The organism is Streptococcus sp. Marseille-Q7156, assembly GCF_965119495.1.
On record NZ_CBCPLU010000001.1, the window covers coordinates 1,619,954 to 1,641,085 of the forward strand.

Here is a 21,132-nt window from a genome sequence, read left to right on the forward strand (position 1 = left end):
TGGTCCTCAGACCTATCTACTATTATATCAAAAGTTAGTCACTTAATAAAGCCTTGCGAACTAGGCTAAAGGCATGCATAACCGCAATGTGGCGTACATCTGCTCGACTTCTACCTCCAATATTCACCTTGATAACCTCAGTTCTTTTCTCTTGCGCCAATCCTATGAAGACTGTCCCAGCTGGATGCCCTTCTAGACTGTCTGGCCCTGCCACTCCAGTCAAACTAATGCCAAAATCAGACTGGGTCTTACTTCGTGCCTGCTCAGCCATCTTCTGAGCTGTAAATTCAGACACCACACCGTGTTCTTCCAAATCCTTGGCAGGAATATCCAACATCTTTGATTTTTCCTCCAAGCTATAGGTCACAAAACCACCCTTAAATATACTTGAAGCTCCTGAAAAATCAGCTACCCTAGCTTGGAAAAGCCCTGCCGTCAAACTCTCAGCAGCCGTGATGGTTTTCCCTTGCCTTTTCAGTTCTTCTACCACAATGCTAGCTAAACTAGTTTCTTCCCCATAACCATAACAAAGGTCTCGTAAAGAAAGGCCTTCAAAAGTCTTGCGATTCAAGATTTGATTTTCCAAGATATCCAGCGCCTGATTTGCCTCTTCTTGACTGCTAGCCTTTGTTGACAGACGCAAGGTTACCTCTCCTGTCTTGGCATAAGGTGCCAAGGTCGGATCGGTTTGATTATCAATCAAATCAGACAAAATCGTAACCAACTGACTTTCGCCAATTCCAAAGAAACGAAGAACTCGGGAATACAGCTTGCTCCCTGTCATCAACTTGGGTAGAAGTTGATTTAAGACCATAGGCTTCAATTCACTTGGTGGACCTGGAAGGACGACGTAGGTCACTCCTTCGACTTCCAATATTCCTCCCACAGCCAGTCCTGTTTCGTTTGGCAGTGGAGTCGCTCCTTCTACAATTTGAGCTTGTCTTTCGTTATTCGGTGTTCGGGCATAGTCTGGTCGCTGGGCAAAAAAGACATCCAACTTCTCCTGAGCCTGAGGATCGAAGACTAATTCTTTCCCTAAAAATTTAGCCAGAGTTTGTTTGGTCAAATCGTCCTCAGTTGGCCCCAAACCGCCTGTCAAAATCACCAGACTGCTACGTTGACTGGCAATCTCAAGCAAAGACAAGAGACGAGCTTCATTGTCTCCTACAGCCGTCTGAAAATAAACGTCTACTCCAATTTCTGCTAGTTTTTCCGACAAAAACTGAGCATTGGTATTAACAATCTGTCCTGTCAAAATCTCTGTTCCAACAGCAATGATTTCTGCTTTCATGTTTCCTCCTACCTATCTATTCGTATTTTTTTGAAAAAATCGCAGGAAATTTCCCACGATTAATTTTTTATTTGTATTAAAAAACGAACTATTCTACTTCATTTGTTACAAAGACACCTTGTTGTTGATTCTCCCCATCACCAACAGGCACCCGTCCAAACAAATCTTCAAATAAGACAACATTTGTTTCCAGCTGAGTGACTTCTTCTTGTCCCAAAGAACGTCTCAAAAGATTCTGCATTTCCAACATATGGCTTCTCGTAACAATTTGATAAGAAACGCCTTGTAGCATCTCCCCTTCACCCTTCAACTGTTGTGTTTCAATGGTTTTAAATGAATCTTTATAGCCCAATAAGCTCGGAATACTTTTCGCAGATAAATCAATATTAGTCTGCATATTAGTACTTAGGGCTTTTAAGATAGACTGATAGTGACTAACACTATTCAAGCTAAGAACTTTTTCAACAACTTTTTGAATGACTTCACGCTGACGCTTCTGACGCCCGTAGTCTCCTTCTGGGTCTTGATAACGCATGCGGGAATAAACAAGCGCTTCTTCTCCATTTATTGTCTGTTCTCCAACGCCGATAGAAATGGTGTTAAATTCTTCTTGGTCACTGATAGAGATTGGGAAACCTAGTGTGTTATTGACAGTAATGCCACCTACTGCATCGACTAATTGTTGCAATCCTTGCATATTGACCATAATATAGCGATCGATATGGATATTCATCATCTTTTGAATTGTCTCTATCGCAAGTTCTGCACCACCACCAGCATAGGCAGCGTTTAGCTTCGCTTCTTCAATACTACCATCTTTATGTTGAATTTTAGTCAGGATATCACGTTCCAAACTCATCATCGTCGTTTTCTTTGTGTGGGGGTTGACGGTCAACAAAATCATACTGTCACTATTTCCAGCCCATTGATCTGTACGCTCTACATTCCCAGTATCAACCCCCATTAACAGAATGGTCAAGGGGTCTGTTGCTTCAATAACCTTGGTTTCTTCCCCTATTTTTTTATAGGTTTTTGCCAAAGTCTCTGTACCTTGCTGATAAATAGTATAAGCAAAAACACCAACACCCAAAACTGTCACAGCTAGAAAAGCTAATACCATTCCAATAATTTTTTTAACCATATTTCTACTAATCTATCAGTTTACCCATCAAGTAAACATCGATAAATTTCCCTTCTTCTATATATGCCCCACGCTCTTGGCGACCTTCAATTACAAAGCCATGCTTTTGATAAAGATGGACTGCTGCTTGATTACGAGTTTGGACAGTCAGTTGGAGACGACGCAGAACGCTACTTGCTTGTGCCCACTCTATCACTTCTTCAAGCAACAAACTTCCCAATCCATTATTCCAATATCTTTTTCCAATCACAATGAAGAGATCTCCAATATGACGGACTCTCTTGCGCTGGTCAGCTGTAATATTTACAATACCAGCAATTTTATCATTTAAGAATGCAAGTAAGGTTATCTGATTGTCCGAACTAGCTTGCTTGTTGAGGAATATTTCCATCTCCTCACTGGTCAAGAGAATACCATCTCCGTCTAAGCTGGTAAAATCCGTCTCCAAACTCACACGATTTAAAAAGGCCACTAATTCAGCTGCATCTTTGGGCTCTGCTTCCCTAATGAGCAATTCATACTCCATGTTGAAGCTCCTCTAAGAGTTTTTCTGCACGCAAACCCTTTGCTTGGAAATGTAATCTGCGACCGTCTTTTTCTTTTAGAATTTCCAACTCTAAATAAGTATCTGGCAAGGCATCTCCTAAGAGATTCCCCCACTCAATAACAGTCACTCCGCCACCAAAGAGAAACTCATCCAAATCGATAGAATCCGCATCTCCCTCTATACGATAAACATCTAGGTGGTAAAGCGGAAGACGACCTTCATACTCTCTTACGATAGTGTAGGTTGGACTTTTAATCATTTGAGAAATCTGTAAACCTTTAGCAAGTCCCTTAGTAAAGGTCGTTTTACCTGCACCCAGCTCTCCAGTTAAGATTAAAACATCATTCTTTTCTAATAGATGGCCCAAGCGTTCCCCTAAGGCTTGTAGCTCTTCTTCATTTTTTGTGTACATACTCTTATTATACCAAAAACTTTTCTTTTGTGTCTATTTTCCTGCTAAACTTACCATCATAACATCCATAAAAACAGACTTTCTCTAAAAGAAAATAAGCGTAGCAATGACCAATACAAGATCTCGGAAAATATGGCCATAAAAGGAAACTTCCTTTTTAACAGAATTTGGGACAAGATAGGCTGCAAAAAACAAACCTAGTCCAATATAAATCAGAAGCGAGACAATGGTCATTGGATTTCTTAAGAAGAGAAGTGTTGCTAAAATAGTCACCAACACTGTCTTTTTTCTATCTAGCATAGCAAGCAAATCGCGCATGTATTTTTTCAAGGGTAAAAAAATCAGCAAATCTAGTCCAAATAGGAAAAAGAAGGATGGCAATAAAAAGTCAACTAATTCTTGCTGCAGCGTATTTTTAATGAACAAGTTGTCTGACAAAACAAGGACAGCTCCTAACAAATTAATTAAGAGCAAGATACTGTAAAAAAGCTTCACCGACTTCTTGCTGGCTAGGACACTATGGACTTCTTGCTTACGGGTATAAAGATAATTTACTCCAGCACAGATTCCTGAAACAAAGACCATACTTCCGATGAAAAAAGCTGTACTTTGTTTAAAGGACAAGATGCATTCCTTCCATAGGAAACAGCTACTCAAACTAATTTGAATTAAAGCTAACAAAAATAAGATTCTCATTGATTTCATCTTTTCTCTCCCTTCCTACCAATCATTATACTAGGAGAAAAGAGAGAACTGTTTTCAATCTTCTCAAATGTCTCTTTTAGACGCTAAACAAACACCAGAGACTAATACTCAGTAAAAATCAAAGAGTAAACTAGGAAGCTAGCCACAGGTTGCTCAAAACACTGTTTTGAGGTTGCAGATAGAGCTGACGTGGTTTGAAGAAATTTTGAAGAATATAAACTTGAAATAAGGCTGATAGTATTCATTTCACTATCAGCCTTACAGGTTATTTAACGTTTCAGAAAAACTATAATGTCAAGATTAACTAAACAGTATCTAATTCTTTCAAATAATTTTCTATCTTCATCAACATTAAAGGATTGTTATAAATCTTACATAACTCTTTTGCTTCTATATAATAATTTTTGACTTGTTCTTTGTCTAGAAATTTGGCTCCAGCATTTCCTACAAGAATAAGTAGGGGAGCCAGTTGGTAGCTTGTCTGTCTTTGTTTACAGAGTTCAATCGTCTCAAGAGCTTCTTGGATGGCTTCGTTATATTTTTCCTTTGACACTAGGTAGTGAGCGTAGTTGTAACGAACTCTGATGTAACCAAATAAAAACTCTTGATGCTCAAAATTTTTTGTCTGATATAACTCCATCAAATGAGAGTAGTTTGCCTCATATTCTTGTTCACGACCCACTAAGGAATAGAAATTAGATAGAGTATTCAATGCCTTTAAATAAATCAGAGTATTTGAGGAGACTTTTAATAATATATTTTCCAATGAAGAAATAGCCTCACGCTTACTGTCATATTGATAGAAGTCAATAATAGCTTTAATCCACTCAAGGTAAGTTCGGTCTTCTAGTGTTAGAAAAGTACTTCGTTCAATCTCTATTCTATAAATATATTCCAGATTGTCATAATTTCTGTCATCTAATAGTCGAGCAGACAATTGCTTGAAATTAGAGAGGTTAGATTTAATTTCAATTTGTTCATTAAAAAAATAATCTAATGGCACTTCAAGTCGTTGGGAGAGTTTGAACAAAAGGTCTGCGGAGGGAATGAAATGCCCTCTCTCAATTTTACTAATCTGACTTTGTTCACAAATTCCTTCTGCAAGAGTTTGTTGGGAGAGACCTAACTCTTTTCTCTTTACTCTGAATTTCTCTGCGAGTGTATTCATTAAAGATAATAATCCTTCCTATTTGCTTAATTTCATTATAAAATTTTTAGTTCAAAATAGCAAGTTAAAGGAATAAAAAATTCTTTATGGTAATAATAATAATAATAAAGTCAAAAAGAATATAAAAACTTGACTGATTTTCATATGTGTGTTAGAATTAAGCAAAAAGAAAGGAGGTTCACGATATAAGATGAGGAGAAATCGTGGAATTAAAAAAATTGTTATATTTGTATTACTAAGTGTTCTTGCATTTGGTAATACAATTCCCTATCAACAGTTTGTTCAGAAGAATAGACAAATGGTAAAGTTTATAATTTCGCTTCATCTGGTGAGTGAATTTAATATTGGAGGTATACATAAATGAAACTTTTGAAAAAAACTATGCAAGTTGGACTAACAGCAATTTTCTTTGGTTTGCTAGCTACCAATACAGTATTTGCAGATGATTCTGAAGGTTGGCAATTTGTCAAAGAAAATGGTAGAACCTACTACAAGAAGGGGGAACTCAAAGAAACCTACTGGCGAGTGATTGATGGGAAGACCTATTATTTTGATTATAATGGCGAAATGGTTGTTGGTTGGCAGTACATTCCAATGCCAGTTAAAGGATATACAATTGGTCCTTACCCTAATGGTATCAGATTAGAAGGTTCCCCAATGCCAGAATGGTACTACTTTGACGAAAATGGAGTGCTACAAGAGTTTGTTGGTTGGCAAGAATTAGAGCTAAAATATTCCTTAACCGTTGGGAAAAAACATGGTGAAGGCTGGGAAGGTCCCGAAGTTCTTAAATTAGCATACTACTACTTTGATCAAGATCATTATTTAAAGACAGGTTGGCTTTATGATCAATCTAACTGGTATTACCTAGCAAAAACAGGAAATTCTGGGAATAAGAATCTTGGTGGTGAAAGACGTGTAGGTTGGATAAATGATGGTTCAGCTTGGTACTATCTAGATTCAGAAACTGGTATCATGCAAACTGGTTGGAAGCAAATTGGCAATAAGTGGTACTACCTCCGTTCATCAGGTGCAATGGCAATTGGTTGGTATCAAGATGGTTCAACTTGGTATTATTTAGATAATAAAAATGGTGATATGAAGACAGGTTGGGTATATGTTGGTAACCGTTGGTACTATCTCCGTTCCTCAGGAGCTATGGTAACTGGTTGGTATCAAGATGGTTCAACTTGGTACTACCTAAATGCAAGTAATGGAGATATGAAGACAGGTTGGTTCCAGGTTAATGGCAAATGGTACTATGCTTATAGCTCAGGTGCTTTGGCAGTGAATACGACCGTAGATGGCTATTCTGTCAATTATAATGGCGAATGGGTTCGGTAACGAATGCTAATCGTAACTGTAGTTGATACTTAACTTAGTAAAAAGGGATTTTTTCTACCATTTGTCAACTCTATCAATTTTTAAGAATTAAATGAGTCAAGACAGTAGCTATTCAGTATGTTTATCTACTGTAGTAGATTGAAGAAAAGCTAAGAACGAGAAAGGACGAAGTTAGTCCTTTCTTTTTTAAGTGACTATTAGTCCGTCTCGCACCTAACGGAGCGAGACAAACTAATAGTCACTTAATCAAAAAACGCACCATATCAAAAACTAAAAAATTTGATATTATGCGTCATGTCTTAAACTAATTAACTATTCTTTCTATTCAAATGAGCTTTTAACCGATTGATTGAGCCAATCAACTCTTAAAACCAAAGAGCAATTTCTCGCTTAGCTGACTCTTCTGAATCTGAACCATGTACAACATTTTGAATAGCTTGGTTTTCACTAGCAGCTTTTGCAAAATCACCTCGAATAGTCCCTGGTAAAGCTTCTTCTGGACGAGTCGCACCCATCATGGTTCGCCAAGTTTCGATTACTTTGGGACCAGAAATGATACCTACAAGAACCGGTCCTGAAGTCATAAATTCACGAATCGGTGGGTAAAAACTCTGACCAACCAAGTCCTGATAGTGCTGGTCAATCAGCTCTTCTGAAATCTTTGTACGCAACTCCAATTTTTCGATTGTCAATCCACGTTGTTCAATGCGTTTCAACACTTCACCCACTAGCCCTCTTTTTACACCGTCTGGTTTAATGATAAAAAATGTTTGTTCCATACCTGTCTCCTTTGTCAGCTTCTTTCTTTTATACTCTTCGAAAATCAAATTCAAACCACGTCAACGTCGCCTTACCGTAGGTATATGTTACTGACTTCGTCAGTCTTATCTACAACCTCAAAGCAGTGCTTTGAGCTGACTTCGTCAGTTCTATCCACAACCTCAAAACAGTGTTTTGAGCTGACTTCGTCAGTTCTATCTACAACCTCAAAGCAGTGCTTTGAGCAACCTGCGGCTAGTTTCCTAGTTTACTCTTTGATTTTCATTGAGTATTATTTTACCACATTTCATGGAAAAATGGAGAAAGTTTTCAGAAAAAGAGAAAGAGAACCCGAGGGCTCTCTCATTCTCTTTTATTCTACTGTTTCTTCCACAGTTTCAACGGCAGTATCCACAACTACTTCTGTTGTTTCTTCATTTCCTTCTTCCTCTACTGGAGGGTTAAGGTATTCTTCTTCGTTGACAGCATGTGGTTCAAGGTTGCGGTAACGAGCCATACCAGTACCTGCTGGGATGATTTTACCGATGATAACATTTTCTTTAAGTCCAAGGAGATGGTCTTTCTTACCACGGATAGCCGCATCTGTAAGGACACGAGTTGTTTCCTGGAAGGAAGCCGCTGACAAGAAACTATTTGTTTCAAGTGAGGCTTTGGTAATTCCCATAAGAACTGGACGACCAGTCGCTGGCACTCCACCTGCGATAAGAACATCTTTGTTGGCATCTGTAAAGTCATTGATATCCATGAGGGTACCCATGAGAAGATCTGTGTCACCTGGATCCATGACACGGACTTTACGGATCATTTGACGAACCATTACCTCGATGTGTTTGTCACCGATTTCTACCCCTTGGCTACGGTAAACTTTTTGTACTTCACCAAGAAGATAAGTTTCAACTGACAAGACATCACGAACTGCAAGGAGACGTTTTGGTTGGATAGAACCTTCTGTAAGAGCGGCACCACGCGCTACTTGGTCCCCAACTTCAACACGCATACGAGCTGTAAATGGAACAACATATTCACCTTCACCAGTTTCACCCTTAACAAAGACTTTCTTAGTACGAGTTGATGCATCTTCTTCGATAGCCGTAACTTGTCCTTTAACCTCTGTGATAACCGCTTCCCCTTTAGGATTGCGGGCTTCAAAGATTTCTTGGACACGAGGAAGACCCTGAGTGATATCGGTATTTGAGGCAACCCCACCCGTGTGGAAGGTACGCATTGTAAGCTGTGTACCAGGTTCCCCGATAGATTGAGCAGCGATTGTACCAACTGCTTCACCAACTTCAACCGCATCACCAGTCGCCAAGTTGATACCATAACAGTGACGGCAGACACCATGACGAGTGTTACATGTAAATACGGAACGGATAGTCACTTCTTCCACACCAGCATTGACAATTTCACGCGCCTTGTCTTCTGTAATCAACTCATTTGGACCGATAATCACTGCACCAGTTTCTGGGTGTTTAACAGTTTTCTTAGTATAACGACCGTTGAGACGTTCTTCAAGAGACTCGATCATCTCTTTTCCTTCTGCGATAGAATGGATCAAGAGACCACGGTCAGTTCCACAGTCGTCCTCACGGATGATAACGTCTTGGGCAACATCAACCAAACGACGAGTCAAGTAACCTGAGTCGGCTGTCTTAAGGGCCGTATCGGTCATACCTTTACGCGCACCGTGAGTTGAGAAGAACATTTCCAATACCGACAAACCTTCGCGGAAGTTTGAAAGGATTGGCAATTCCATGATACGTCCGTTCGGAGCAGCCATCAGACCACGCATACCGGCAAGCTGTGAGAAGTTTGAGATGTTACCACGGGCTCCTGAGTCCATCATCATAACGATTGGATTCTTAGGATCTTGGTTGGCAATCAAACGTTTCTCAAGTTTTTCACGGGCAGCGCGCCATTCGGCTGTAACGGCATTGTAACGCTCGTCGTCTGTGATCATACCACGACGGAATTGTTTGGTGATTTGTTCTACACGTTTGTGTGATTCTTCAATGATTTCAGCCTTGTCATCAACGACTGGGATATCGGCAATACCCACTGTCAATCCTGCAAGAGTGGAATGGTGGTAACCGAGGTTCTTCATGCGGTCAAGTAGGGCAGAAGTTTCTGTCGTACGGAAACGTTTGAAGATTTCAGCGATGATATTCCCAAGATTTTTCTTCTTGAATGGAGGGTTAAGTTCAAGATTGCTGATAGCTTCCTTGATATCTCCACCAAGTGGCAAGAAGTATTTAGCTGGAACGCCTTCTGTCAAGTTGGCATTGTTTGGTTCTTGCAAGTATGGTAGCCCCTCTGGCATGATATCGTTGAAGAGAATTTTACCAACTGTTGTAAGCAAGACCTTATGTCTTTGCTCTTCTGTCCAAGGCTTGTTGAGGCTGTCTGTTGCGATACCAACACGTGAGTGGAGGTGAACATAACCATTGCGGTAAGCCATAACCGCTTCGTCACGGTCTTTGAAGACCATTCCTTCACCTTCGCGACCAGCTTCTTCCATGGTCAAGTAGTAGTTACCCAAAACCATGTCCTGAGATGGAGTAACTACCGGTTTCCCATCTTTCGGGTTCAAGATGTGCTCAGCAGCTAGCATGAGGATACGAGCTTCTGCTTGTGCTTCTTCTGAAAGTGGTACGTGGATGGCCATTTGGTCCCCGTCAAAGTCGGCATTGTAGGCTTCACAGACAAGCGGGTGCAAGCGAAGGGCCTTACCATCAATCAAGACTGGCTCGAAGGCTTGGATACCCAAACGGTGAAGGGTCGGTGCGCGGTTCAAAAGTACTGGGTGTTCTTTGATCACTTCTTCAAGGATATCCCAGATGCGTTCGTCTCCACGTTCCACCAAGCGTTTAGCTGCTTTGACGTTTTGCACAATATCACGGGCAACGATTTCACGCATCACGAATGGTTTAAAGAGCTCGATCGCCATTTCACGTGGCACACCACATTGGTACATCTTAAGCGTTGGACCAACGGCGATAACGGAACGTCCTGAGAAGTCAACACGTTTACCGAGCAAGTTTTGACGGAAGCGTCCTTGTTTCCCTTTAAGCATGTGGCTCAATGATTTCAGCGGACGGCTACCTGGTCCTGTGATTGGACGACCACGACGACCATTGTCAATCAAAGCATCAACCGCTTCTTGAAGCATACGCTTCTCATTTTGAACGATGATACCAGGCGCATTCAACTCAAGCAAACGAGCCAAACGGTTGTTACGGTTGATAACACGGCGGTAAAGGTCATTCAAGTCAGATGAGGCAAAACGGCCACCATCCAACTGCAACATTGGACGAAGATCTGGTGGGATAACCGGAAGGATGTTAAGAATCATCCATTCAGGTTTGTTTCCAGACTTGTAAAAGGCATCCAAAACATCCAAACGACGGATGGCTTTGACACGTTTTTGTCCAGTAGCTGTTTTCAATTCTTCTTTGAGTTCAGCAATTTCTTTTTCAAGATCTACTTGCTTCAAAAGGTCTTGGATGGCTTCGGCACCCATCTTGGCAACAAATGAACCATAACCATATTCACGCAAGCGCTCTCGGTATTCGCGCTCTGTCATGATAGACTTGTGCTCAAGTGGTGTATCCTTAGGATCAATCACCACATAAGCCGCAAAGTAGATAACTTCCTCGAGGGCACGAGGGCTCATATCAAGGGTCAAGCCCATACGGCTTGGAATCCCCTTGAAGTACCAGATGTGAGATACAGGAGCTTTCAACTCGATGTGCCCCATACGCTCACGACGAACTTTCGTACGCGTTACTTCAACCCCACAGCGGTCACAAACAATCCCTCTGTAACGAATGCGTTTGTACTTACCACAAGCACATTCCCAGTCTTTTGTAGGACCAAAGATAACTTCATCAAAGAGTCCTTCACGTTCTGGTTTCAAGGTACGGTAATTGATTGTTTCAGGTTTTTTGACTTCTCCATAAGACCATGAACGGACTTTACTTGGAGAAGCTAGGGTGATTTGCATACTTTTAAAACGATTTACATCAACCACTATTTCTTCCCTTTCTATTCTAAGTGAACTGCTTATTCTTATTCAGCAGCTTCTTCTGTTGCTTCCGCTTTTGTTGCTTTCTCTGCTTCTTCAGCTTCAAAGGCTGCTTTAGCCTCTTGGGCTGCTTTTTCGCGGGCTTTTTCAAGGTCATCTACGTGGATGACATCTTCGTCCATTCCTTCATCCAAGTCGCGAAGTTCCACTTCTTGGTCATCTTCGTCTAGGACACGCATGTCAAGACCAAGAGATTGTAATTCTTTGACAAGAACTCGGAAGGATTCTGGAACACCTGGTTTTGGAATTGGTTTTCCTTTTGTAATGGCTTCATAAGCTTTCAAACGTCCGTTGATATCGTCAGACTTGTAAGTCAAGATTTCTTGAAGGACATTTGACGCACCATAGGCTTCAAGAGCCCAAACCTCCATCTCACCGAAACGTTGTCCACCAAACTGAGCTTTACCTCCGAGTGGTTGTTGGGTAACAGTTGAGTAAGGTCCGACTGAACGCGCGTGCAATTTATCGTCAACCATGTGGTGGAGTTTGATCATGTACATGACTCCGACAGAAACACGGTTATCAAACGGTTCCCCAGTACGTCCATCGTAAAGGATCGTTTTGGCATCGCTATCCATACCAGCTTCTTTAACAGTTGACCAAAGGTCTTCAGAACTTGCTCCGTCAAAGACTGGTGTTGCGATGTGAATACCGAGAGTACGAGCAGCCATACCAAGGTGGAGCTCCATAACCTGACCGATATTCATACGTGATGGCACCCCAAGTGGGTTCAACATGATATCGACTGGAGTTCCATCTGGAAGGTAAGGCATGTCTTCTACAGGAACGATACGAGAGACAACCCCTTTATTTCCGTGACGTCCGGCCATCTTATCTCCGACCTTGATCTTACGTTTTTGAGCGATGTAGACGCGAACCAGCATGTTAACACCTGATTGCAATTCATCTCCATTTGCACGTGTAAAGATCTTAACATCACGAACGACACCATCGGCACCGTGTGGTACACGAAGAGAAGTATCACGTACTTCACGAGATTTATCTCCGAAGATAGCGTGCAAGAGACGTTCTTCAGCTGAAAGATCCTTCTCACCCTTAGGTGTTACTTTACCTACAAGGATATCGCCTTCTTTAACCTCAGCACCGATACGGATAATACCCATTTCGTCAAGGTCTTTAAGGGCATCTTCACCAACGTTTGGAATTTCACGAGTAATTTCTTCAGGCCCAAGCTTTGTATCGCGTGTTTCTGATTCGTATTCTTCAAGGTGGACAGATGTGTAGACATCGTCTTTAACCAAGCGTTCGCTCATGATAACAGCATCCTCGAAGTTGTAACCTTCCCAAGTCATGTAGGCAACGATTGGGTTTTGTCCAAGCGCCATTTCTCCATTTTCCATAGAAGGCCCGTCAGCGATGAAATCGCCTTTTTCAACGACATCACCAACTTTTACGAGAGTGCGTTGGTTGTAAGCAGTACCTGAGTTTGAACGACGGAATTTTTGGATGTGGTAAACATCCAATGAACCATCTTCACGACGAACTTCTACCTTGTCAGCATCTGCGTAAGTAACTTTACCATCATACTGAGCAATCACAGCCGCTCCAGAGTCATGAGCTGCTTGGTATTCCATACCAGTACCAACGTAAGGTGCTTGAGGATTGATCAATGGTACAGCCTGACGTTGCATGTTGGCTCCCATGAGGGCACGGTTGGAGTCATCGTTTTCCAAGAAAGGAATACATGCTGTCGCAACGGCAACTACCTGTTTTGGTGATACGTCCATGTAGTCAACAACATTCGCTGGATACTCTTGGTTAACCCCTTGGTGACGTCCCATGACAACTTTCTCAGCAAATGTTCCATCTTCATTAAGACGAGAGTTAGCCTGCGCTACAGTATATTCATCTTCTTCATCGGCTGTCAACCAAACGATTTCGTTCGTAACAACGCCTGTTTCACGGTCAACCTTACGGTATGGTGTTTGAACAAAACCATACTTGTTCAAGTGCCCGTAAGATGACAAGTTATTGATCAAACCGATGTTAGGTCCTTCAGGTGTCTCGATTGGACACATACGTCCATAGTGAGTGTAGTGCACGTCACGGACTTCATATCCAGCGCGGTCACGTGTCAAACCACCAGGTCCTAAGGCTGACAAACGGCGTTTGTGAGACAACTCAGAAAGCGGGTTGTGTTGGTCCATGAACTGTGACAACTGTGATGAACCAAAGAATTCTTTCACCGCAGCTGTTACAGGACGGATATTAATAATTTGTTGTGGTGTCAAGACTTCGTTGTCCTGAACAGACATACGTTCACGGACATTACGTTCCATACGAGAAAGTCCAAGGCGTACTTGGTTGGCAAGCAATTCACCAACCGCACGGATACGACGGTTTCCAAGGTGGTCAATATCATCAACACGGCCAAGTCCTTCCGCCAAGTTGAGGAAGTAGCTCATCTCAGCAAGGATATCTGCAGGAGTGACGATACGAACCTTGTCATCTGGATTAGCATTACCAATAATAGTTACAACACGGTCTGGGTCAGTTGGTGCAACAACCTTGAATTTTTGAAGAACAACTGGCTCAGTCACAACGGCTGCATCATTTGGAATGTAAACAATCTTGTTCAAGTCGCCATCCAAATAGCTTTCAATACTTTCAATCACGCTACGAGTCATGATTGTTCCAGCTTCTACCAAGATTTCTCCTGTTTCAGGGTCTACCAATGGCTCTGCAATGGTTTGGTTGAGCAAGCGTGTTTTAACATTGAGTTTTTTATTGATCTTGTAACGACCAACTGCTGCCAAATCATAGCGACGTGGGTCAAAGAAACGAGCTACAAGCAAGCTACGTGAGCTTTCAGCAGTCTTAGGCTCACCTGGACGAAGGCGTTCGTAAATTTCTTTCAAGGCTTCGTCTGTACGAGAATCCATTGGGTTCTTGTGGATATCTTTTTCAACAGTGTTGCGAACCAATTCGCTATCACCAAAGATATCAAAGATTTCATCATCACCTGAGAAACCAAGCGCACGAACCAAGGTCGTAAATGGAATCTTACGAGTACGGTCGATACGAGTGTAGGCGATATCTTTTGAGTCGCTTTCAAGTTCCAACCAAGCTCCACGGTTAGGGATAACAGTTGAACCGTAGCCCACTTTACCGTTTTTGTCTACTTTATCATTAAAGTAAACACCTGGTGAGCGGACCAACTGAGATACGATGATACGTTCACCACCATTGATGATGAAAGTACCCATTTCTGTCATGATTGGGAAATCACCAAAGAAAACTTCTTGGGTTTTGATTTCGCCTGTTTCTTTATTGATCAAGCGGAAGGTTACAAAAATTGGTGCTGAGTAGCTAGCATCATGGATACGAGCTTCTTCTAGCGTATATTTTGGTTCCTTGATTTCATATCCAACAAATTCCAACTCCATTGTGTCTGTGAAGTTTGAAATTGGCAATACATCTTCAAACACTTCCTTAAGACCGTGGTCTAGGAAAGCTTTGAATGAGTCAGTTTGAATTTCAATCAAATTTGGTAAGTCAAGAACTTCTTTGATTCTTGAAAAACTACGACGGGTACGATGTTTCCCGTATTGAACGTCATGTCCTGCCAAGATGATTCTCCTTTGTAAATAAGTTCCAAGCCTTGTCAATCAGGCTTTTCTAATCGTCATATGGTTTTAAAAACCCTTATCACCGTGTCCTCTTGATAAATTTTCAGAATCTTTAAGTCTCTGTTACAAACACACAAAATCCTGAAAAAAAGCACAAAAAGAGCAGCTAAATCTGACTTTTTCAGAAGATTTAACTGCTGTGAGCCTTGTCTGGACAATATTTCAGACAAAACCTACGACAAATGATTACTAATATTATACCCTATTTAGCTAAATTTTTCAAGGGGATTAACGATTTTTTGATAAAATCTTTTCCTATAAAAAATTAAATTCAATGATTACTTTGCAAACTTCATTTTCAGTTTAATTGTTCAAGAAAAATATAGTAAATTACGATTTCCCTATTTTATCTTAGGCTGTTTTTCTTGACTTTACTTGGTTTTTCTTTTAATATATATGTATAAATATATAAGGAGGTTTGTGATGAATATTTTGCTTTCTGAAACAGAACAAAATCTGCTAGTGTTACTGGAAGAATTAACCAAACACCATGATTGGATAGAGCTCCCAGTCTTGGCTGAAAAGCTAAATTTTTCAACAGAAGAATTGCAAGAACACCTTTTAAAGCTTGAACAGTTATTTCCAAACCTCCTGCTTCAATCAACAAAAGAAGGTATTCAGTTGCAGTTTGAAGTCCGAAACTCCTTAGACCCTAGGATTGCTATCTTTGAACAATCTAAAACCTACTCTTTTTTGAACCGTCTCTTTTTCAAAGAGGGACAATCACTTGACCAAATAGGTCAGGAACTTATGATTGGCTGCGAACAAGTTCAGGAAATCATCCAGCATCTAAATACTAAACTCCCGCAACATTATGGCATCAGCATACAACTTTCCCCTTTAGTCATTGAGGGAACAGAAGAGAACATTCGCGCCTTTTATCTAGACTATTTTAGCCAAAGTTACAGTTTTCTTGATTGGCCCTTTCCGTCTATCTCTGAAGAATCACTCACTCACTTGATTCAGCTATTTTTGAACGCCCAACAAGTTTCACTTACCCTCAGCAGTCTACGGCAAATCAAATATACCCTAGCTATCAATCTAGAGCGGTTTAATATGAGTCATTTGATTGAAAATCCTACTCCCCTTTTAACCAGTCACTACAGCTCTCTCATGCAAATTCCGCAGTTTGAACAAGATATCAAAAAGCTGGCTAAAAATCTCCATTTTGAACCTACAAAGAAAACACTGGAACAGCTCTTTTCAAACCCAATCAAATCTTTTCAAAGCACAAACAATCCTAACAATGGAGCACTGGGCGATATTCATCATATCCAAAAATCCTATCATTTATTGAGTCAAATCTTAGAAGAATTATCTAAAGAATTTCACCTACAGATTGAAAATCGCGAGGAATTGATTTGGCTCCTCCACTACACTGCCCAATCTGATTTCTTCCCTTTACTCAGTAACCAGTCTCTCGACAGACAGAAATCCCAAATTTTAAGCAGTTATCAAGTAGAATTTCCAAAACTATTTGAAGTAAGTCAACACAAATTCCAATCTTACCTGACTGAAATGGGGCTAGAAAATCACCCAAGTAAGCTACAAGAACTTGTCTACACCTTTTCTATCCAAGGACAGCGAATTTTAGTCCAATTACTTCAAAAGCTTCCCAAAATTCGTGTTTTGGTCATTAGTCATCTAGATAGTGAGCATGCACAAAATCTAATTGACATCCTTTCCCACTACGGTAACAATCTCTATCTATTTGACCCTTGGGAAAAGTCCAGTATCTCTTCCTCAATCTTCAATCAAATTCCACACGATATTGTTATCACCACCTTCCCTGTTTCCAATTGTCCGAAACCCATTATTTGTAGTCGGAATCTTTCTACTGCAGAACTATTTCACCACCTCCATCTTTTGGGTTCACAAATTCATAAAGAAAGACTAGCTTAGTCGTAACAGAAAACCTGTTGCGATTTTTCTTTTGTTTTAATTTCGAGAAAACGCTTGCATATTGTTTTACTACATGCTATACTGATATAGAAATTTATTGATTGGAGAATCATTATGAGAAAAACACCATCTCACACTGAGAAAAAAATGGTCTACAGCATCCGTTCCCTCAAAAATGGAACTGGTTCTGTCCTTATCGGAGCAAGTCTTGTCCTACTTGCCATGGCTACCCCAACTATCTCAGCCAACGAAAGTACACCAACCACTAACGCAAGTAATAGTGAAACTACTACTGCCCTTGCCCAACCTCTTACTGATGCAACAAACATCGCTGGCAAGAACGAAAGCGATTTTTCTTCACCTAACAATGCAAACGCTTCCCTAGAGAAAAAAGAAGAAAAACCTGCAACAGAGCCAACAACTCCTGTTGCAAGCCCAGCCGATTCAGCACCACAAACTGGACAAGATCGTTCAAGTGAATCAACTACTTCTACGAGTCCAGTAACAACTGAAACTAAGGCAGAAGAGCCAATCGAAGACAACTACTTCCGTATCCATGTCAAAAAACTTCCTGAAGAAAACAAGGATGCTCAAGGACTATGGACTTGGGACGATGTTGAAAAACCTTCTGAAAACTGGCCTAACGGAGCCTTGTCCTTTAAGGATGCTAAAAAAGACGATTACGGCTACTACCTAGATGTTAAATTAAAGGGAGAACAAGCCAAGAAGATTAGCTTCCTCATCAATAATACAGCTGGAAAAAATCTGACCGGCGATAAATCGGTAGAAAAACTGGCGCCAAAGATGAATGAGGCTTGGTTGGACCAAGATCACAAGGTTTTCTCTTACGAGCCACAACCTGCAGGAACTATTCGTGTCAACTACTACCGCACTGACGGCAACTATGACAAGAAATCTCTTTGGTACTGGGGAGATGTAAAAAATCCAAGTAGCGCTCAATGGCCTGACGGAACAGACTTTACAGCTACAGGCAAATATGGTCGCTATATCGACATTCCTCTTAAGGATGCCGCCAAAGAATTCGGCTTTTTATTACTAGATGAGAGCAAAAAAGGAGACGATGTGAAAATCCGTAAAGAAGATTATAAGTTCACAGATTTAAAAAATCATAGCCAAATTTTCCTAAAAGACGATGATGAAACCATCTACACCAACCCCTATTATGTGCACGATATCCGCATGACAGGAGCTCAACACGTAGGAACTTCTAGCATTGAAAGTAGTTTTTCAACACTAGTCGGTGCCAAAAAAGAAGATATCCTGAAACACTCCAACATCACTAATCACCTAGGAAACAAAGTAACTATCACTGATGTTGCAATCGATGAGGCTGGTAAGAAAGTGACCTACAGTGGAGATTTCTCTGACACAAAACATCCTTATACCGTTAGCTACAACTCTGACAAATTCACTACCAAAACAAGCTGGCGTCTTAAAGATGAGACTTACAGCTATGATGGTAAACTTGGAGCTGAGCTCAAAGAAGAAGGAAAACAGGTTGATTTAACTCTCTGGTCACCAAGTGCTGATAAAGTTTCTGTTGTTGTCTACGACAAGAATGACCCTGAAAAAGTAGTTGGAACTGTCGCTCTTGAAAAAGGGGAAAGAGGAACTTGGAAACAAACTCTAGATAGCACAAACAAACTAGGCATCACAGATTTCACTGGATACTATTATCAATACCAAATCGAGCGTCAGGGTAAAACTGTTCTTGCACTCGATCCTTACGCTAAATCCCTCGCTGCTTGGAATAGTGACGATGCTAAGACTGACGATGCCCATAAAGTGGCTAAAGCTGCCTTTGTAAATCCAGCTAAACTAGGACCTCAGGACTTGACTTATGGTAAGATTCGCAACTTCAAATCGCGCGAAGATGCTGTCATCTATGAAGCCCATGTTCGTGACTTCACTTCAGATCCTGCCATCGCAAAAGACTTGACCAAGCCATTTGGTACCTTTGAAGCTTTCATTGAAAAACTAGACTACCTCAAAGACTTGGGTGTAACCCACATCCAACTCCTTCCAGTCTTGTCTTACTACTTTGTCAACGAATTGAAAAACCATGAACGCTTGTCTGACTATGCTTCAAGCAACAGCAACTACAACTGGGGATATGACCCTCAAAACTACTTCTCCTTGACTGGTATGTACTCAAGCGATCCTAAAAATCCAGAAAAACGAATCGCAGAATTTAAAAACCTCATCAACGAGATCCACAAACGTGGCATGGGAGCTATCCTGGACGTAGTGTATAACCATACAGCCAAAGTCGATATCTTTGAAGACCTAGAACCAAACTACTACCACTTTATGGATGCCGATGGAACACCTCGAACTAGCTTTGGTGGTGGACGTTTGGGGACAACTCACCATATGACCAAACGCCTCCTAGTTGATTCTATCAAGTATCTAGTTGATACCTACAAAGTGGATGGCTTCCGTTTCGATATGATGGGAGACCATGATGCAGCTTCTATCGAAGAAGCTTACAAGGCCGCACGCGCCCTCAATCCAAACCTCATCATGCTGGGTGAAGGTTGGAGAACCTATGCTGGTGATGAGAACATGCCTACTAAAGCTGCTGATCAAGATTGGATGAAACATACCGATACTGTCGCTGTCTTCTCAGATGACATCCGTAACAACCTCAAGTCTGGTTATCCAAACGAAGGTCAACCTGCCTTTATCACAGGTGGCAAGCGTGATATCAACACTATCTTCAAAAATCTCATTGCTCAACCAACCAACTTTGAAGCAGACAGTCCTGGAGATGTGATTCAATACATCGCAGCCCATGATAACTTGACCCTCTTTGACATCATTGCCCAGTCTATCAAAAAAGACCCAAGCAAGGCTGAAAACTATGCTGAAATCCACCGTCGTTTGCGACTTGGAAACCTCATGGTCTTGACAGCTCAAGGAACTCCATTTATCCACTCTGGTCAGGAATACGGACGTACCAAACAATTCCGTGACCCAGCCTACAAGACTCCAGTCGCAGAGGATAAGGTTCCAAACAAATCTCACTTGTTGCGTGATAAAGACGGCAATCCATTTGACTATCCTTACTTCATCCATGACTCTTACGACTCTAGCGATGCCATTAACAAGTTTGACTGGACTAAGGCTACAGATGGCAAAGCTTACCCTGAAAATGTCAAGAGCCGTAACTATATGAAAGGGTTGATTGCCCTTCGTCAATCTACAGATGCCTTCCGACTTAAGAGCCTCCAAGATATCAAAGACCGTGTCCACCTCATCACTGTACCAGGTCAAAATGGTGTGGAAAAAGAAGATGTGGTGATTGGCTACCAAATCACTGCTCCAAACGGAGATATCTACGCAGTCTTTGTCAATGCGGACGAAAAAGCTCGTGAATTTAATTTGGGAACTGCCTTTGCCCACCTCAGAAATGCTGAAGTTTTAGCAGATGAAAACCAAGCAGGGCCAGTCGGAATTGCCAACCCTCAAGGACTTGAATGGACTGAAAAAGGCTTGAAATTGAATGCCCTTACAGCTACTGTTCTTCGAGTCTCTCAAGGCGGTGCCATCGTTGCCCCAGCTGTGGAAGAAAAACCAGAATTTGACCTTTCTAGCTTAAAACAAGAACACGGTCAAAATAATGTCCAGGACAATATTCCAAACCGAGTAGTCAAACCGGAACAGCAAACTCCAGCTCCACAAACTAAACCTGATTCTGCAAAATCAGATACAAAAGTAGCTGATACAGAAAATAAACCTAGCCAAGCTACAACCGATTCACAAACTTCACAACCAGCCCAAGAAGCACGAGTATCATCTGTAAGTGAAGCTGTTCAAAACGAATCAGTAGAAAACCCTAGCAAGGAAAATATACCTGCAACCCCAGCTAAACAAGCTGAACTTCCAAATACAGGAACCAAAAACGATAACAAACTCCTGTTTGCAGGAATCAGCCTCCTTGCACTCCTAGGTCTCGGTTTCTTGCTAAAAAACAAAAAAGAGAACTAAACTAGCCCTCCTATAGAACAATCCCCCAAGCATTATAGCTCGGGGGATTAATTTTTGTACAATATTTGTTGTCCTAATAAACTTGATTAGGATTTTT

The 21,132-nt window shown here is 41.2% G+C and carries 12 protein-coding genes and 1 pseudogene; 4 read left to right on the forward strand and 9 right to left on the reverse strand.

Annotation, left to right across the window (positions count from 1 at the left end):
* Positions 1 to 34 precede the first annotated feature (34 nt).
* The 6 genes from ACWPV5_RS07470 to ACWPV5_RS07495 form a co-directional block, all read right to left on the reverse strand.
* Complete coding sequence (locus tag ACWPV5_RS07470; protein WP_454383148.1) at positions 35 to 1,291, reverse strand: competence/damage-inducible protein A; 1,257 nt, start codon at positions 1,289 to 1,291, stop codon at positions 35 to 37.
* Between the two features lie 88 nt (positions 1,292 to 1,379).
* A complete protein-coding gene (gene lytR / locus ACWPV5_RS07475; RefSeq protein ID WP_454383150.1) occupies positions 1,380 to 2,432 on the reverse strand; it encodes a glycopolymer--peptidoglycan transferase LytR in 1,053 nt (350 codons plus the stop codon).
* A 7-nt stretch (positions 2,433 to 2,439) separates the two neighbouring features.
* A complete protein-coding gene (locus tag ACWPV5_RS07480; protein ID WP_454383152.1) occupies positions 2,440 to 2,958 on the reverse strand; it encodes an N-acetyltransferase family protein in 519 nt (172 codons plus the stop codon).
* Positions 2,948 to 3,391, reverse strand: a complete 444-nt coding sequence (gene tsaE, locus ACWPV5_RS07485) for a tRNA (adenosine(37)-N6)-threonylcarbamoyltransferase complex ATPase subunit type 1 TsaE (RefSeq protein WP_454383154.1) — start codon at positions 3,389 to 3,391, stop codon at positions 2,948 to 2,950. The genes ACWPV5_RS07480 and tsaE overlap by 11 nt, the downstream gene beginning before the upstream one ends.
* A gap of 84 nt (positions 3,392 to 3,475) precedes the next feature.
* Entirely contained in the window at positions 3,476 to 4,096 is a 621-nt protein-coding gene (locus tag ACWPV5_RS07490) for a hypothetical protein (protein ID WP_050222261.1), read from the reverse strand.
* A 304-nt stretch (positions 4,097 to 4,400) separates the two neighbouring features.
* Positions 4,401 to 5,264 carry a helix-turn-helix domain-containing protein gene (locus tag ACWPV5_RS07495; protein ID WP_454383157.1) on the reverse strand — a complete coding sequence of 288 codons (864 nt, stop codon included), beginning with the start codon at positions 5,262 to 5,264 and terminating at the stop codon, positions 4,401 to 4,403.
* 190 nt (positions 5,265 to 5,454) lie between these two features.
* Here ACWPV5_RS07495 and ACWPV5_RS07500 point away from each other — a divergent pair.
* Both ACWPV5_RS07500 and cbpJ read left to right on the forward strand, forming a co-directional pair.
* Positions 5,455 to 5,565, forward strand: a pseudogene (locus tag ACWPV5_RS07500) (PhrA family quorum-sensing system peptide); the annotation flags it as partial.
* Positions 5,566 to 5,624: 59 nt separating this feature from the next.
* Entirely contained in the window at positions 5,625 to 6,608 is a 984-nt protein-coding gene (cbpJ, locus tag ACWPV5_RS07505; protein ID WP_454383159.1) for a choline-binding protein CbpJ, read from the forward strand.
* A gap of 365 nt (positions 6,609 to 6,973) precedes the next feature.
* On the opposite strand, the gene ndk is transcribed toward cbpJ, so the two are convergent.
* The 3 genes from ndk to rpoB form a co-directional block, all read right to left on the reverse strand.
* Complete coding sequence (ndk, locus tag ACWPV5_RS07510; RefSeq protein ID WP_261075432.1) at positions 6,974 to 7,387, reverse strand: nucleoside-diphosphate kinase; 414 nt, start codon at positions 7,385 to 7,387, stop codon at positions 6,974 to 6,976.
* A 353-nt stretch (positions 7,388 to 7,740) separates the two neighbouring features.
* A complete protein-coding gene (rpoC, locus tag ACWPV5_RS07515; protein ID WP_454383161.1) occupies positions 7,741 to 11,418 on the reverse strand; it encodes a DNA-directed RNA polymerase subunit beta' in 3,678 nt (1,225 codons plus the stop codon).
* 38 nt (positions 11,419 to 11,456) lie between these two features.
* The gene (gene rpoB, locus ACWPV5_RS07520) at positions 11,457 to 15,062 is read right to left on the reverse strand and encodes a DNA-directed RNA polymerase subunit beta (protein WP_454383163.1); all 3,606 of its coding nucleotides are present in this window, start codon (positions 15,060 to 15,062) and stop codon (positions 11,457 to 11,459) included.
* A gap of 483 nt (positions 15,063 to 15,545) precedes the next feature.
* Between rpoB and ACWPV5_RS07525 the strand changes: the two genes are divergently transcribed.
* Complete coding sequence (locus tag ACWPV5_RS07525; protein ID WP_261054986.1) at positions 15,546 to 17,024, forward strand: M protein trans-acting positive regulator PRD domain-containing protein; 1,479 nt, start codon at positions 15,546 to 15,548, stop codon at positions 17,022 to 17,024.
* 114 nt (positions 17,025 to 17,138) lie between these two features.
* The gene (locus ACWPV5_RS07530; protein ID WP_454383165.1) at positions 17,139 to 21,035 is read left to right on the forward strand and encodes a pullulanase; all 3,897 of its coding nucleotides are present in this window, start codon (positions 17,139 to 17,141) and stop codon (positions 21,033 to 21,035) included.
* Positions 21,036 to 21,132: the final 97 nt, after the last annotated feature.

Excerpts from the sequence above, each read along its gene's own strand:
- lytR (WP_454383150.1), bottom strand. The coding sequence starts at position 2,432 with ATGGTTAAAAAAATTATTGGAATGGTATTAGCTTTTCTAGCTGTGACA.
- cbpJ (WP_454383159.1), top strand. The coding sequence starts at position 5,625 with ATGAAACTTTTGAAAAAAACTATGCAAGTTGGACTAACAGCAATTTTC.
- ACWPV5_RS07495 (WP_454383157.1), bottom strand. The coding sequence starts at position 5,264 with ATGAATACACTCGCAGAGAAATTCAGAGTAAAGAGAAAAGAGTTAGGT.
- ACWPV5_RS07480 (WP_454383152.1), bottom strand. The coding sequence starts at position 2,958 with ATGGAGTATGAATTGCTCATTAGGGAAGCAGAGCCCAAAGATGCAGCT.
- ndk (WP_261075432.1), bottom strand. The coding sequence starts at position 7,387 with ATGGAACAAACATTTTTTATCATTAAACCAGACGGTGTAAAAAGAGGG.
- ACWPV5_RS07530 (WP_454383165.1), top strand. The coding sequence starts at position 17,139 with ATGAGAAAAACACCATCTCACACTGAGAAAAAAATGGTCTACAGCATC.
- ACWPV5_RS07525 (WP_261054986.1), top strand. The coding sequence starts at position 15,546 with ATGAATATTTTGCTTTCTGAAACAGAACAAAATCTGCTAGTGTTACTG.
- ACWPV5_RS07470 (WP_454383148.1), bottom strand. The coding sequence starts at position 1,291 with ATGAAAGCAGAAATCATTGCTGTTGGAACAGAGATTTTGACAGGACAG.
- tsaE (WP_454383154.1), bottom strand. The coding sequence starts at position 3,391 with ATGTACACAAAAAATGAAGAAGAGCTACAAGCCTTAGGGGAACGCTTG.
- ACWPV5_RS07490 (WP_050222261.1), bottom strand. The coding sequence starts at position 4,096 with ATGAAATCAATGAGAATCTTATTTTTGTTAGCTTTAATTCAAATTAGT.